The 14,140-nt window shown below is 60.2% G+C and carries 14 protein-coding genes; 6 read left to right on the forward strand and 8 right to left on the reverse strand.

Going from position 1 to position 14,140, the window contains the following annotated elements:
• Position 1: 1 nt before the first annotated feature.
• Genes FKV68_RS27810 through FKV68_RS27825 form a run of 4 tightly spaced genes read right to left on the reverse strand, consistent with a single transcriptional unit; the run spans position 2 to position 2,943 of the window.
• Positions 2–1,354 carry a sensor histidine kinase gene (locus FKV68_RS27810; protein ID WP_180943734.1) on the reverse strand — a complete coding sequence of 451 codons (1,353 nt, stop codon included), beginning with the start codon at positions 1,352–1,354 and terminating at the stop codon, positions 2–4.
• A complete protein-coding gene (locus FKV68_RS27815) occupies positions 1,351–2,025 on the reverse strand; it encodes a response regulator transcription factor (protein WP_180943735.1) in 675 nt (224 codons plus the stop codon). Before FKV68_RS27815 ends, FKV68_RS27810 begins: the two co-directional genes overlap by 4 nt.
• Before the next feature lie 13 nt (positions 2,026–2,038).
• Entirely contained in the window at positions 2,039–2,593 is a 555-nt protein-coding gene (locus FKV68_RS27820; protein ID WP_180943736.1) for a cytochrome b/b6 domain-containing protein, read from the reverse strand.
• Positions 2,593–2,943 (reverse strand): PepSY domain-containing protein, encoded by a 351-nt coding sequence (locus FKV68_RS27825; RefSeq protein WP_245181726.1) that lies wholly within the window; start codon positions 2,941–2,943, stop codon positions 2,593–2,595. Before FKV68_RS27825 ends, FKV68_RS27820 begins: the two co-directional genes overlap by 1 nt.
• A 198-nt stretch (positions 2,944–3,141) precedes the next feature.
• Here FKV68_RS27825 and FKV68_RS27830 point away from each other — a divergent pair, with 198 nt between their 5' ends.
• The 5 genes from FKV68_RS27830 to FKV68_RS27850 all read left to right on the forward strand — a co-directional run bounded on the left by FKV68_RS27830 (position 3,142) and on the right by FKV68_RS27850 (position 7,915).
• A complete protein-coding gene (locus FKV68_RS27830; protein WP_180943737.1) occupies positions 3,142–4,839 on the forward strand; it encodes a phosphoethanolamine transferase in 1,698 nt (565 codons plus the stop codon).
• A gap of 162 nt (positions 4,840–5,001) precedes the next feature.
• Positions 5,002–5,382, forward strand: a complete 381-nt coding sequence (locus tag FKV68_RS27835) for a hypothetical protein (protein ID WP_180943738.1) — start codon at positions 5,002–5,004, stop codon at positions 5,380–5,382.
• 204 nt (positions 5,383–5,586) lie between these two features.
• Complete coding sequence (locus tag FKV68_RS27840; protein ID WP_180943739.1) at positions 5,587–6,249, forward strand: metallophosphoesterase family protein; 663 nt, start codon at positions 5,587–5,589, stop codon at positions 6,247–6,249.
• Positions 6,250–6,364: 115 nt separating this feature from the next.
• Positions 6,365–7,039: an HAD family hydrolase gene (locus FKV68_RS27845; RefSeq protein WP_180943740.1), complete on the forward strand. Its 675-nt coding sequence runs from the start codon at positions 6,365–6,367 to the stop codon at positions 7,037–7,039.
• A 207-nt stretch (positions 7,040–7,246) separates the two neighbouring features.
• Positions 7,247–7,915 (forward strand): RBBP9/YdeN family alpha/beta hydrolase, encoded by a 669-nt coding sequence (locus tag FKV68_RS27850; RefSeq protein WP_180943741.1) that lies wholly within the window; start codon positions 7,247–7,249, stop codon positions 7,913–7,915.
• 39 nt (positions 7,916–7,954) lie between these two features.
• On the opposite strand, the gene FKV68_RS27855 is transcribed toward FKV68_RS27850, so the two are convergent.
• From FKV68_RS27855 to ugpB, 4 genes are all read right to left on the reverse strand, one after another.
• The gene (locus FKV68_RS27855; RefSeq protein WP_180943742.1) at positions 7,955–9,016 is read right to left on the reverse strand and encodes a sn-glycerol-3-phosphate import ATP-binding protein UgpC; all 1,062 of its coding nucleotides are present in this window, start codon (positions 9,014–9,016) and stop codon (positions 7,955–7,957) included.
• On the reverse strand, positions 9,016–9,864 hold the full coding sequence (ugpE, locus tag FKV68_RS27860) for a sn-glycerol-3-phosphate ABC transporter permease UgpE (RefSeq protein ID WP_180943743.1): 849 nt from the start codon (positions 9,862–9,864) through the stop codon (positions 9,016–9,018). The genes FKV68_RS27855 and ugpE overlap by 1 nt, the downstream gene beginning before the upstream one ends.
• A 9-nt stretch (positions 9,865–9,873) precedes the next feature.
• Positions 9,874–10,755, reverse strand: coding sequence for a sn-glycerol-3-phosphate ABC transporter permease UgpA (ugpA, locus tag FKV68_RS27865; protein ID WP_180943744.1), 882 nt, complete (start codon positions 10,753–10,755; stop codon positions 9,874–9,876).
• Between the two features lie 67 nt (positions 10,756–10,822).
• The gene (gene ugpB, locus FKV68_RS27870; protein WP_180943745.1) at positions 10,823–12,133 is read right to left on the reverse strand and encodes a sn-glycerol-3-phosphate ABC transporter substrate-binding protein UgpB; all 1,311 of its coding nucleotides are present in this window, start codon (positions 12,131–12,133) and stop codon (positions 10,823–10,825) included.
• 416 nt (positions 12,134–12,549) lie between these two features.
• Here ugpB and FKV68_RS27875 point away from each other — a divergent pair, with 416 nt between their 5' ends.
• Positions 12,550–14,082, forward strand: coding sequence for an ABC transporter substrate-binding protein (locus FKV68_RS27875; RefSeq protein WP_180943746.1), 1,533 nt, complete (start codon positions 12,550–12,552; stop codon positions 14,080–14,082).
• The last annotated feature ends 58 nt before the right edge of the window (positions 14,083–14,140 follow it).

Below are 14,140 nucleotides of genomic sequence, written 5' to 3' on the forward strand. Positions count from 1 at the left end.
CTTATGCTGCGGCAGCGAAATCGATCGTGACCTTCGTTCCCTGATCGGGCGCGGTGTCGATCGCGATCTTTGCCTTGTGCAATTGGCTGATCCGGTGAACGATCTTCAAGCCGAGGCCGATCTGGCCCGAGCGCTTGACGTAGCCGAGATCCTCGTGATGCTCCGGCAAATCGACCAGTCCCTTGCCGTTGTCCTCGACCGAGACCAGAGGCCCGGGGCCGCAGGTCACGAGGATGCGGGTGCCCGGCGGATTATGTTTTACGGCGTTCTCGATCAGGTTGCGCAGCATGTTTTCGACGAGTGCGGGGATGACAGTGACCGGTGTCGTGCCGTGGTCGACGAACTCGATGGACTTGTCCTGATCGAACACGAATGGCGCCGTCATCTCCGTGACCTCAGCCCCGATCAGCGAGAGATTCGCACGCTGATACGCGGAAGGGTCGACGGCATCGGCACGTGCGAGCGACGTCAATTGCTCGAGGATATGCGTGAGCGCGTCGAGATCGCGCTCGGCATTGCGTGCACGCGGGTCGGCGATGCGGCTCAGTTCCATCTTGGCGATCGAAACGGGTGTGCGTATCTCGTGGGCGATCGAGGACGAAAATACCTTTTGCGACTGGATCAGATCGGCAACACGGGCGAGCAGCCGATTGACGGCGCTGACAAGGCGTTCGATTTCCTGCGGCATGCGGGTCGCAGGCAGGCGTGCGCCGCTGTCGCGCGGATCGATCGCATCAGCCGCCCTGACGGCCACCGCCACCGGTCGCAGAGCGCTGCGTATCGACCAAATGGTCGCGCCGATGACTAGGCAGAACATCAGCGTCATCGGCACGATCATCGAATCGAACATCTCATGAAGCAGGGCGCTGTACATGAAGCCGTTGGGATCGTTGAGGATCGCCAACTCCACAACAACCGCTACGCCTTCTTGCTCGAAGGACTGGCCGCCGGCGACGCTGAAGGGCTTGCCCGGCTCGATCAGCCGCTTCCAGAAATTCGGGGCGTTGACGCTTAATGGCAGAAAGTGCGCGGCGCACTCCGTCGTGCAATTGGAAAAGAGCACCGAGCCGGAGGCTGTGCGCACCCGGACATAGATCGCGCCACCTCGACCGTGGCTTTCCAGATAACGCTCGCGCAATTCATGGTCCGGCTTGTAGGTCAACACGCCGTCCCGGTTCACGATCCCCCTTGATAGAGTCTCGGTCTCCTGCTGCAGCATGAGCACGCTGAGCTTGTCATCGTCGAACCAATAGTCGGCGAAGACCACGCCGATCTGCAGCGCCATCGCGAGAAGCGAGAAGGCGATGATGCGGCGCGCGACGATGCCGATCAGCGACGGATTTCTTCTCTTCATGAACCCGTCCTGAGCAGGTAGCCAATTCCGCGCACGGTTTCGATCTGCACGCCCGTTTCGAGCGGCTGCAGTCGTTTGCGCACCCTGGAAACGGCAAGTTCCAGTGCGTTGGAACTGATCTCCTGTCCGTATTCCGAAAGCGCCGTCTCAAGCCGGCGCTTCGGAACGACGCGGCCCACCTCGCGCATCAGGATCTCGATCAGCGACCGCTCGCGCGGCGGCAGCGGTACGACGGAACCGTCACAGGTGAGGTCGGCCGTCGCCGGATCGTAGCGCAAGGCACCGGCCTCCAATATCGGCTGTATCGCATGCGGATTCCGCCTCAGCATGGCCCGGCAGCGCGAGAGCAGTTCGCGGTGATGGAAGGGTTTGACGAGATAATCGTCGGCGCCGGCGTCGAGCCCCATGATGCGTTCATCGACCGATCCGCGGGCGGTTATGATCAACACCGGAAGCCCGGGATGCTCGTGCCGGATCCACTTCAGCAGGTCGAGACCATCGCCGTCCGGCAGTCCCAGATCGAGAAGCACGAGATCGTGCTCCCGTGCGGCGATCGCGGCCTCGGCATCGTGAAGCGTCGAGACCGCGTCAAGTCGCCAGCCGGCGTCACGCATCGTCTCGCCCACGAGCTCGATGAGGCGGGGACTGTCTTCCACGAGCAGGAGGCGCATATGGTTTCCTGGATCAAGCCTTCTTACGACCGGTTACCATCGACCATATGAGGTTTTCCTTGAGGTGCCAACTTTCGAAAATGGCTGCGGCGGCGTGCACACCGGCAAGCACCATGATGGAGTTCGCGACGAATTCATGTGCCTCTTCGAGCGGATCGTTACCCCAGAAAGCGTCGAGCGTCGTCAGCCATCCGGACACGATCGTGACCGCCAGCAAGACCATTAACAACACCATCATCCAGCCGGCGGCGGGGTTGTGGCCGATGTGGCGTTCCGCTGTGCCGGTGGCAACGGCGCGCCCATACCGGAGAACCACCGCCGGTGCGCGAACGAAGTCTGCGAAGCGCGCATGTCTGGTGCCGATGAAGCCCCAGACGAAACGAATGGCGAGCAGTGCCAAGGCTGCATAACCGATGTAACGATGTACCGCTTTTCCCGGCTCCAGCAGGAAGAGATTGAGGGTGCAGCACAGGACGATGCCCCAGTGAAAAAGCCGGACGACCGGATCCCAGACGAGGACTTCGCCGGGCCGGCAGGCCAATGCTTCCCGACTTTCGGCCGGCGACATCAATCACCTACCTCCGCTTTGACGATCTCGGCAGTCACGGGATTCATGTAAACCTCGGCGCGCCGATGCTCTGCCGTAAAAGCATATATTTCGTAGCAGGAGCCGGCCACCTTGATGTTGCGCACATCCGAATAGCCTGCTTCCTCAACCTTGGAGGCGGCGACCTCAGGTTTCATCCATGCGGACTGCGGCTTCGTAGTGCAGGACGCGCTGTCGTCGTCCGCAAGCGCGAGGGCGGGAAGGGCAGCGACCGCGAGGGCGCAGAAAAGAGTCGTTCTCATAAACAGCTCCATCGAATGGGAAATCAGCAGCGGTGGTGGCGACCGTGCCTTTGGCTTGCTGTCGAACAACTGTCTGTGCCGCGAAATGCAGGCGCCGGGCCCCTCTTCGTCAGCCTCCGCAATCGCCCGACAGGACTTCGACAGCTTAGCGGCAGTACTGCCGATGGACTTGAGACGCGGCGGCGATTCGGCTGCACGCCGCCAAGGACAGCTGGTGCGCGCTTGCGGGGCGCTGTGGGGCTGTTCGCCGTTTTGGAGACAAGTGTTTTGACCTTTTCAAGAATTCGCCGGCCCGAGATCGGCAGCGTAGCCTTGAGCGCCATCGCCGCTGCTTATTTACTTCTGGCGACCAACAATTCCTTCTGGACACATGCGACGCGCTATTTCGGTACTTCGAAGTTGAGCTTGCTGGTCTTCGGCGCGGCGCTCTTCCTGGCGCTGTTTTCCATACTGATCCCGATGTCAGTCAAATACCTGATGAAGCCGGCGCTCATTTTCTTCATTCTCGTATCGGCTTCCGCCTCCTATTTCGCCGACGCATTCGGGATCATCATAGACAGGGACATGATCGGCAGCGCCGTGGTTACGACACCGGCCGAGGCCAGTCATCTCCTGACGGGAAGTCTTGCCCAGCACCTGGTGGTCTATGCCCTCGCTCCTTCGCTGATTGTGGCGTGGATCAAGGTACGCCACCGTCGCTTCCTGCCAAAGTTTGCCGTTAATTTTCTTTTCGTGACCGTCGCGCTCTTCGCCGCCGGTGGTCTGGTCTATTCCAACTTCGCGACATTTGCCTATGTGCTGCGCGAGCACACGGATCTGATGAAGCGGTTCAATCCCACCGGGCCGCTCATCGCGGCGGCACGCTACGGCCTTTCGACCTATCGGGAGCGCAATCTCGTCGTTCAACCGCTCGGCACCGATGCACACCAAGGCGGTCGTATTGCGCAAGTCGGAAAGCCTGTGGTCGTTGTCGTTGTTGCCGGGGAGACGGCGCGGGCGATGAACTTTTCGCTCGATGGTTACGGCCGCGAGACCAATCCGGAACTCAAGGCGCTCGGCGCCATCAACTACCCCAATACGACCAGCTGCGGCACGGCGACAGCGGTCTCGCTGCCTTGCATGTTCTCCGTCTACCCGCGTGACGAATACAGCGACTGGAAGGCGCGCTCGACCGAGAACCTCGTCAACGTCCTGACCCACGCCGGCGTTTCCGTAAGCTGGTGGGACAACAACACAGGCAGCAAGGGCATTGCCGACCTCATCAGCTTCGCCAGCATGACGAACCAGAAGAACAGCCCGCTCTGCAGCAAGGGCGAATGCCTCGATGAAATCTTCCTCGAGGAACTGGATCACAAGCTCGGCGCTACGACGAAAAACAGCGTGATCGTCCTGCACCAGCTCGGCAGCCATGGGCCGTCTTACTATCGGCGTTATCCCGAGGCGTTCCGTCGCTTTACGCCCGATTGCCGCACGCCGGAACTGATGCGCTGCACCAACGCCGAGATCGTCAACGCCTACGACAACACCATCCTTTACACCGATCACGTCCTCGCAAGCGTTGCGAAGCTCCTGGAAAAGCATCAGGATCGGCTTGCCGGTGCGATGATCTACATGTCGGATCACGGCGAGTCGCTCGGCGAGAACGGCATCTATCTGCACGGCGCGCCCTATGCCATCGCTCCGAAGGAACAGACCCAGGTACCCTTCATCGCTTGGTTCTCCAAAACGTACCAGGCGGCGATGAGGGTCGATACCGGCTGTCTCGCCAAGGAAAGGGATCAACCGAGATCGCACGACAATCTGTTCCACACTGTGCTCGGGATGCTGGACGTGGAGACCAAGGTCTACAACCGCACACTCGACGCATTCGCCTCGTGCACGCGCCCCGATGCGGGAAAAGCCGCGCCCGGATTCCACGCCGTGGACAGTCAATCGGTTGCTGATCCGGCTTCAGGGGTACTCTGACGCATCAACGGTGAACATCACTCCCCGCGCGAACCTGTTGGCGGGACTGCAAATCTGTTAGACTCAGCGAACAAGACGCCACCCGAGCGTTTGCAACTGACCGCTGGCGCGTGATTCAGTTTCATCGCGAGCTTCGCGGCATCTGCGCGGAAGGAGGAATCGATGCAGTTCGTGGGGATTCAGGTCTATGCGGAGCGCGGCGGCAAGACGGGGTTCACGGTCGAATTCGTAGGCGCCACCGGAGAGATCGTTTCGGTTTCCTGCCCGCAGAATGCCGAAGGTACCCTCAATCGACTTAACGTCGTCGCACGGGCAAAACAGATTCTTGCTGCGGCCATCGAGGCTGACGAGGCTCTTCCCGGTATCACCGGGACGAGACGATCTCCGTCGGTCCCGGAAGGTGCGCTTGCCAATGCGCGTCAGACTCATGATCAGCAAGCGATGGAAGAGCAACTGGAGGAGGGTCTCGAAGACACGTTTCCTGCAAGCGACCCAGTGTCCATCGTCAGTTCCGCGATCCCGAAGGGCTCCTCGCACGGTTGACGACCTCAGGCGACTTGAGAAGGCTGCCGTAACACTTTGAGTCCGTGCATTTTTTCCGGAATTTGGATTCTCTTCGGGAAAAATATGCGCTAAAGCTTGTGCCCCACAACCGGCGCCACCACGTTTGGCAGCCCCATCACCAGCGACGGTCGCTTCTCAACCAGCGGAGAACGCCGCCCTGGACGAGTGCAGGAGATCCAATGCATGAATGCCCGACGTCTTACCTTCGCGGTCGGTGACATTCACGGATGCCTGGCACAGCTCGAAGCCTTGCTGGCAAGTATCGAATCCGCCGTGCCGAGCGGCAGGATCATATTTCTCGGCGATCTGATCGACCGGGGGCCGGAGAGTCGCGGGGTGGTCGAGCGGATAATGGCGGGGCCCACCAAGCCCGGTTGGGAATGGCTGACGCTCAAGGGCAATCATGAAGAAATGCTGCTGGCCGCCCGAAGAGGCCATGCCGAGATGAGCACTTGGCTCATGAACGGCGGCGACGAGACCATGGCATCCTATGGCGGGGCAATACCCTTGAGCCATCTTGTCTGGATGGCGGAGAGGCCGTCGATCATCGTCGATCATTATCGGATCTTCGTGCATGCGGGGGTCGACGAGACTATTCCGCTGGACCAGCAGGGGGACGACATCCTGCTTTGGATCAGAACGCCGCCGAACCATTCCGGCGACTACTGGGGTAAGCATCTGTGCCACGGCCATACGCCCAGCCGAAGCAATCCCAGGACCGTCGGCAACCGGACCAACGTCGATTCCGGAGCCGTCTTCGGCGGCGTCCTTTCCTGCGCCGTCTTCGACGACGACCAGCCGGGCGGCCCGATCGGTTTTCTCGTGGCCGAGAGCGTGGACGGCTAGGTCGCCACGCCGGTCATATGCACGTGAACAAGGATTGTGCTGCCGTGCGCAAGGCGATACTTGTCGCCTGCTGCCGAGAGCCGCAACGGGCAATCCATCAATTAAGGGGACAGGCTTGGATCATTTGAATTCATCGCTTTTCACGAAAAGATTTTCCGCCCTTTTGTTCGACATGGATGGAACGTTGCTCAATTCGATGGCTGTCGTCGAACGGGTCTGGGGAGCCTGGGCAGTTCGCAACGGTGTTGATCGCGACGTCCTGATGAAGTCAGTGCATGGCGTACGGGCCGTCGACACCATCAGCAAGCTGGGCCTCGCCGTCGACGCGGAACATGAAGCGCGCGAACTGGCCGCAGCAGAAATCGCCGACGTCGAGGGCATCGTCGAAATTCCGGGCGCCGTCGCCTTTCTGAACACCCTGCCACCAGAGAAATGGGCGATCGTCACCTCGGCGCCGCTCGAACTCGCCATTCGCCGCCTAGCCGCTGCTGGAATACCGACGCCGCGGCTGATGATAACCGGCGAAGACGTATCGGCCGGCAAACCCGACCCGCAAGGCTATCTTCTTGCGGCTGGAAGGCTCGGCGTGCGCGCGGAGGACTGCCTCGTCTTCGAGGACGCTCCGGCCGGCATCCTCGCAGGAAGAGCCGCGGGGGCGGAGGTCGCGGTCATCACCGGGGCCCATGTAGCAGCCGCCGATACGCCCCATCTTACGCTCGCGCACTACGGCGACGTCGAAGCCCGCCTCGGTGATGACGGGCGGTTGTCGCTACATCGGTTTAATCGCTGACGCGTCAGGTCGTTTTTCATAGAGTACAGCCTCTCGGATGCGCGGCCATGCCGCGACGCCGCAATCCTTTGTGCGGCAAGATATTCTATAAATATTATAGACAATAAATCTTCTTTCCTTACTGGCACATTGGCCATGGGGCACAATCGCAAACTGTGGCCGTCGAACCGGCGACCGAACCTTTGCGAGCGCTGAGAGGCGGAAAGCATGGCGAAAACATTGATTGTTCCGGGACTTTTCGGCTCGGGCGAGGGGCATTGGCAGCGGCATTGGCTCGCCGACCACCTGGGCGCTGCCATCGTCGAGCAGGAGGATTGGAACCGTCCGACGCTTGCGCGCTGGCGGGCGGCGCTGGAGGCGGAAATCGCGAGACATGAAACGGTCGACCTGGTGGCGCACAGCCTCGGCTCGGTTCTCGTGGCAGCCTTGGCCGACAGGGCGCTTGCCAAACGCGTGAGGAGTGCCCTCCTGGTCGCGCCGTGCGACCTCGACGAAACGGAGCGGCTGCATCCCGGCGCTATCGACTTCGGGGTGATGCCAAATCTTGTGTTGCCGTTCCCCAGCCTTATCGTGGGTAGTCTCAACGATCCTTACATGCCGTTCGATCGCCTGAAGCCGCTTTCCGGAACATGGGGCAGCGGGCTCGTCGATCTCGGCCACGCGGGCCACATCAATGTCGCGAGCGGTTTCGGCCGCTGGGCCCATGGCTACGATCTGCTCAAGGTGTTGAACGGTATGGGACGTCTTAAACCCCAAGCTCCAGCGACACGGAAAAATCCAGGTTCGCTTTCTGTTGTCGATACCGACACGCGACAGACGCTGCCTCAATTGCCTTCCAGCCGACCAGAGGGCGTAAAATCGTCCAGTCCTCGTTGACACGACCCAGCGAATACCCCACTCGCCGCAAATGGCCGGTCAAGAACCGCGCGTTACCCGTATGCCTTGCGCGTCGAAAAGATGGAGATTTTCACGGCTGGCGGCGACTTTGGCTTCATCGCCGATCTGAAAGGCAGCTCGTCCCGAGACGCGAAAGACCAGGCCCTGTCCGCTCGCGAGCCTGCCATGCAATAGACTCTCGGCGCCCACCAGCTCGATACCGTCGATGCGCACCGTCGCTTCAAAGTCGCCGGCCCCGGCGTGCTCCGCGACGACCGTCAGGTCCTCCGGCCTGACCCCGATCGTGAACGATCCGGATGGCCTTGGGAAATTCGGCGCCAGCGACCATCCATCGGTGGCGGAGTCGCCGCCGAGCAGATTCATGGACGGCGAACCAATGAAGGTCGCGACGAACACGGTCGCCGGCTTCTCATAGAGTTCAATCGGCGTGCCCACCTGCTCGATGCGTCCGGCGTTGACGACGACCAGCTTGTCGGCGAGCGTCATCGCTTCCATCTGATCGTGTGTCACGTAGACGCTTGTGGTTCCAAGCGAACGCTGCAACCGCTTGATCTCGATGCGCATCTGCCCCCTGAGCTTGGCGTCGAGGTTCGACAGCGGCTCATCGAAGAGAAAGGCGGCCGGTTCGCGAACGATCGCGCGTCCCATCGCGACGCGTTGGCGTTGCCCGCCCGAAAGCTGGCGCGGCTTGCGGTCGAGATAGGGTTCAATTTCGAGCGTTTTCGCGGCGTTTGCGATACGTCGTTCGATCTCGTCTTTCGGCGTCTTGCGATTTTTGAGGCCATAGGCGAGGTTCTGACGAACCGTCATATGCGGATAGAGCGCATAATTCTGAAACACCATGGCGATGTCGCGTTCGGCCGGATCCAGTTCATTGACGCGTCGATCTCCGATCAGGATCTCGCCGGACGTTATGCCTTCCAGCCCCGCGATCATGCGCAGAAGGGTTGACTTGCCGCAGCCGGAAGGACCGACAAGCACGACGAGTTCGCCATCCTTTATCTCGAGCGAGACGCCCTGGATCGCCTCGACCGCGCCAGCATAGGTCTTGCGAATATCCTTGAGGATGATTTCAGCCATTACTTCTCCGTCTCCACGAGGCCTTTGACGAACCAGCGCTGCATCAACACAACGACAAGAACGGGAGGAATGATCGCGAGGATCGCGGTCACCATGACGTAGTTCCACGGAGTCGACGCGTCCGCGAAATCGACCATTCGTCGCAGCCCGATAATGATCGTATTCATCTTGGCGTCGTTCGTGACCAAAAGCGGCCAGAGATACTGTGTCCACCCGTAAATGAAGAGGATGACAAACAGGGCTGCGATGTTCGTTCTCGAAAGCGGAAGCAGGATGTCACGCATGAAGCGAAAGGGACCGGCATTGTCGATGCGCGCCGCTTCGACCAATTCGCCCGGGATCGTCAGGAAGAACTGGCGGAACAGGAATGTCGCCGTTGCCGAGGCCATCAGCGGCAGGGTCAATCCGGCATAGGTGTCGATCAATCCGAGGTCGACGATCACCTTGTAGGTCGGCAATATCCGAACCTCCACCGGCAGCATCAGCGTGATGAAGATCATCCAAAAGCAGACCATCTTCATCGGAAAGCGGAAGAAGACGATCGCGAAAGCGGAGAGAAAGGAGATGACGATCTTGCCGACGGCAATCGCGAGCGCCACGATCGTCGAATTGAAAAGCAGCCGCTCGAGGCTGACGCCCACAACGCGCTCGACACCGCCCGTCATGGCCTCGCGATAGTTCTCCACGAATTGGGAGCCGATTGAGAGCGACATCGGCGGGCGGATGATCTCTACGGACGTTCGCGTCGAAGCCACGAACGTGTAGTAGATCGGAAAGACGACGATCAGGATACCGATGACGAGCACAAGATGCCCGACCAGGTTCGAAATGGGACGGTTTTCGATCATATCGGCAACTCACGAATAGTGGACGCGCTTTTCGACGAAACGGAACTGGAACGCCGTGAGCGCAACAACGATCGCCATGAGGATCACCGATTGGGCGGCCGAGCCACCGAGATCGAGATTGACGAAACCATCGTTGTACACCTTGTAGACCAGCGTCTCTGTCGCCCTTGCCGGCCCGCCGCCGGTTACGGCGTGGATGATCCCGAAGGTGTCGAAGAACGCGTAGACGGTGTTGACGACGAGCAGGAAGAACGTTGTCGGCGCAAGCAGGGGGAAGACGATCGTCCAGAAACGTTTGACGCCGCGGGCGCCGTCGATCGATGCCGCTTCGATCAGAGATTTCGGGATGGCCTGCAGGCCTGCGACGAAAAACAGGAAATTGTAGCTGATCTGCTTCCAGGCGGCCGCGATGATGACGAGCAGCATCGCCTGGTTGCCATTGAGGAGCGGATCCCAAACGAGGCCGTTGCGCCGAAGCAGGTAGGCGAATGTCCCCATCGCCGGGTTGAACATGAAAAGCCACAGCATTCCGGCAACCGCCGGAGCTACGGCATAGGGCCAGATCAGAAGGGTGCGATAGACATTCCTCCCCCGCACGACGCGATCCGCCGACGCTGCCAGCAGCAGCGCCACCGCCATCGACAGGAGTGCCGTCGCCGCACTGAAGACCACCGTGACCTCCAAGGAATGCAGGTAGGCAGGGTCGGAGAGAATGATCCGAAAGTTGGCGAGCCCGACGAAGCCCGACTTGAGGCCGAACGGATCCTCGCGCAGGACCGACTGATAGAGCGCCTGGCTCGCTGGCCAGAAGAAGAAGACCACCGTCAGAATGATCTGCGGCGCCAACAGAACATAGGGCAGGATCTTGTTGGGAAAGACGACAGGCTGCAACGTGCTCCCCTTCCTTGAAAGATGAGTGCCCGCGGCGGTGAACGACGCGGGCAGGGTGCACCTGGTGTCAATTGCTGACCGCCGCAGCGATCGCTGCGTTGGCTTTCTTGACACCCTCGCTCAAGGCACTCTGGGCGTCCCTCTGGCCGGAGAGCATTGCCTCAAATTCTTCATTGAGAATGTCTCTGACCTGGGGGAGGTTGACGAGGCGCACACCCTTCGAGTTTTCGGTCGGTGCTTTGCCCATCATCTGCTTGATCGGCGTTTCGCGGCCCGGATTTTTTTCATAAAAACCGGACTTCTTCGTCTCGTCGTAAGCTGCCATAGTCACCGGCAAATAACCCGAGACCTGATGCAAACGCGCCTGGATTTCGGTCTGCGAAAGGAAGTGGAAGAACTCGGCAACGCCCTTGTATTCGTCGTCCGATTTGCCGGCGAAGACCCAAAGGCTCGCGCCGCCGGGAATCGTGTTCTGCGGGCCGCTGCCCTCGTAATAGGGGAGTTGCCCGATGCCATAATTGACGCCCGACTTGATGATGTCGCCGAGACCGCCGGAAGACTCGGTCAGGATCGCGCATTCACCCGAGGTGAACAGCTGCTTTGCCTCCGAGGTCCGCCCGCCATAGCGGAACGTGCCGTCCTTGGCCAAGTCGGCGATGGCCTGGAAATGCTGGACGAACAATGGCGCGTCGATCTTGAGTTCGACATTAAGGCCCGCAAGCCCGTTCTCGTTCGTGCCATAGGGCACATTGTTCCAGGCGGCAAAATTCTCGGTCTGAATCCAGGTCAACCAGGTGGAGGTGATGCCGCAGGCGGAGGCGCCACTGGCCTTGATCTTCTTGGCCGCTTCGAAAACCTCGGGCCAGGTTGCCGGCGGCTTCTCGGAGTCGAGCCCCGCCTTCGTGAACGCGTCCTTGTTGTAGTAGAGGATCGGCGACGATGAATTGTAGGGGAACGACAGCATGGTGCCGTCGGCCTTGGAATAGTAGGAGACGATACCGGGGAGATACTCGTCCTTGTTGAATTCGTATCCGCCGTTCCGCAACACGTCGGCGACTGGGACGACCGCACCTTCAGCCCCCAGCATCACACCGCTGCCCGCGTCGAAGACTTGCAGGATTGCCGGTGCCTGTTTCGAACGAAATGCCGCGATACCGGCGTTCAGCGTTTCCGGATAGGTGCCCTTGAAAACGGGAACCACCTTGTAAGTGCTTTGGCTCTCATTGAACTCTTTGGCAAGCTGCTCGACCACTTCGTTGTTGGCACCAGTCATCGCGTGCCACCAGGCAAGCTCAGTTGCTGCAAAAGCTTCGGTTCCGAGAAAAACCGAAAGTGCCGAAGTAGCCCTGAGCGTCCAGCTGAATCGTTTCAAGATCATTCCTCCCAGTTCGTGCAAGCTAAGAAATACAGGCGCTTGACGGGACAGTCCCTCCTCGACTTCGTCCACATCCGCCTTTCGCTGCGAAAGCCTGCGCAGTAGAAACGAAATGGAATGAATACGCAATGAAAATCGCGATGCGGAATTTCTGTTCCGGTTAGCGCAGGCTTCAGGTCGCGCGCAAAGCCGTTTGTGCCATCGCTGATGTCAACCTGCAGAGGTTGGATGACGCCTCAGAAGCGGGCGCTAACGCTGGGAATTCGTCCTCCGCTTACTATGCGAACGCTTCGGCAGAACCCGCCATCCTAGGTTCCCCTTTCTGAGTTGCGTAGGGGTGCCTTGACATCCTGACTTTCATGTATTCCAATATAACACATTATACAACATAATTATGGAATAATAAGAGAGGAACGGACATGAAGTCAGCTAAGCTCGCACTGCTTCTCGGCACGGCGCTCGTCGCGTCGGCGTCATTCGCCTTCGCTGATCAGGAAAGGGGAGGGGTGATCAATGTAGCGACGGTGGGTGAGCCGCCGACACTCGATCCGATGGCCTCGACCGCCGATCTCGTCGGCATTGTCTCACAGCACATCTTCGAAACACTCTATACCTTCGACAAGGACTGGAAGCCGACGCCGCTGCTCGCGGCCGGCATGCCGGACATCAGCGCCGACGGCAAAACCTACACGATCAAGCTGCGCTCCGGTGTCAAGTTCCATGACGGCACCGACCTGGATGCCAAGGACGTCGTCGCCTCGCTCGAACGCTGGATGAAGACGGCATCACGCGGCAAGCAGACCGCAGCGACGATTGCCGGCGTCGAAGCGGTCGACCCGCTGACGGTCAAGATTTCGCTCAACGCGCCCTATGCGCCGCTCGTGTCCCTGCTCGCTTTCAACAATTCGGCCGCGATCGTGCTTCCCTCGGAGAAGCAGGCCGAGCCGATGGCCGATTTCGTCGGAACCGGCCCCTACAAACTCAAGGAACGCAAGGCCGACCAATATATCCAACTCGAACGTTTTGACGACTACGCCTCGCCCGAGGGTGAAGCCAACGGCTATGGCGGCGCACGCCATCAATACGCCGACGAGATCCGTTTCGTGCCGGTACCGGATCCGAACACACGCATCGAGGCCGCCGTTTCCGGTCAGTACGACTATGTCGATTCGCTTCCCGTCGAATCGCTCGAACGCGTGAAAGGCTCCAGCGCTTCCGAGCCGGTGATGCTGCAACCCTTCGGCTGGCCGGTCTTCGTTCTGAACTCCGGCAACGGCATCACCAAGAACCAGGAGTTGCGCAAGGCGATCCGCGCGGCGCTCAGCATGGAAGACATGATGGCGGCCGCCTTCGGCAGCACTGATTTCTACGCGCTCGACGCGGCACTCTACCCGGCACAATATTCCTGGCGCACCGATGCGGGAACCGACGGCAACTACAATATTGCTGATCCCGAGAAGGCGGCTGAGCTTCTGACGGCGGCGGGCTACAAGGGTGAGCCGCTGAGGATCCTGACGAGCCGGCAGTACGAGTTTCATTACAAGATGGCGCAGGTTGCGGCGGAATATCTGAAACTCGCCGGCTTCACCGTGGATCTGCAGGTGGTCGACTGGGCGACGCTCACCCAGCGCCGCGCCGACCCGACGCTCTGGGACATCTACATCACCCACAGCCCCTTCCTGCCGGAGCCGGCTCTCATCGGCATGATGTCGACCAAGGCGCCGGGCCAGTGGGACACGCCGGCGCGCGCCAAGGCCGTCGATGCCTTCAATGCGGAGTCCGACCCGGCCAAGCGCGTGGCGCTGTGGGCGGACGTGCAGAAGGTGATTTACGAAGAAGTGCCCTTCATCAAGATCGGCGACTTCAACGCCTTGTCCGCGAAGTCGAAGACGCTCGATGGCGTTTCTCCGGCGCCCTGGCCCTACTTCTGGAACGCTTCGATCAAGAAGTGATGCTCGCACCAGAACCCTCCGGCGAGCCTGGTGCTCGCCGGAATGCGGCGTGCGCCTG

Source organism: Sinorhizobium mexicanum, assembly GCF_013488225.1.
GTDB classification, from domain to species: domain Bacteria; phylum Pseudomonadota; class Alphaproteobacteria; order Rhizobiales; family Rhizobiaceae; genus Sinorhizobium; species Sinorhizobium mexicanum.

Excerpts from the sequence above, each read along its gene's own strand:
- FKV68_RS27810 (WP_180943734.1), bottom strand. The coding sequence starts at position 1,354 with ATGAAGAGAAGAAATCCGTCGCTGATCGGCATCGTCGCGCGCCGCATC.
- FKV68_RS27815 (WP_180943735.1), bottom strand. The coding sequence starts at position 2,025 with ATGCGCCTCCTGCTCGTGGAAGACAGTCCCCGCCTCATCGAGCTCGTG.
- FKV68_RS27820 (WP_180943736.1), bottom strand. The coding sequence starts at position 2,593 with ATGTCGCCGGCCGAAAGTCGGGAAGCATTGGCCTGCCGGCCCGGCGAA.
- FKV68_RS27835 (WP_180943738.1), top strand. The coding sequence starts at position 5,002 with ATGCAGTTCGTGGGGATTCAGGTCTATGCGGAGCGCGGCGGCAAGACG.
- FKV68_RS27840 (WP_180943739.1), top strand. The coding sequence starts at position 5,587 with ATGAATGCCCGACGTCTTACCTTCGCGGTCGGTGACATTCACGGATGC.
- FKV68_RS27850 (WP_180943741.1), top strand. The coding sequence starts at position 7,247 with ATGGCGAAAACATTGATTGTTCCGGGACTTTTCGGCTCGGGCGAGGGG.
- FKV68_RS27855 (WP_180943742.1), bottom strand. The coding sequence starts at position 9,016 with ATGGCTGAAATCATCCTCAAGGATATTCGCAAGACCTATGCTGGCGCG.
- ugpE (WP_180943743.1), bottom strand. The coding sequence starts at position 9,864 with ATGATCGAAAACCGTCCCATTTCGAACCTGGTCGGGCATCTTGTGCTC.
- ugpB (WP_180943745.1), bottom strand. The coding sequence starts at position 12,133 with ATGATCTTGAAACGATTCAGCTGGACGCTCAGGGCTACTTCGGCACTT.
- FKV68_RS27875 (WP_180943746.1), top strand. The coding sequence starts at position 12,550 with ATGAAGTCAGCTAAGCTCGCACTGCTTCTCGGCACGGCGCTCGTCGCG.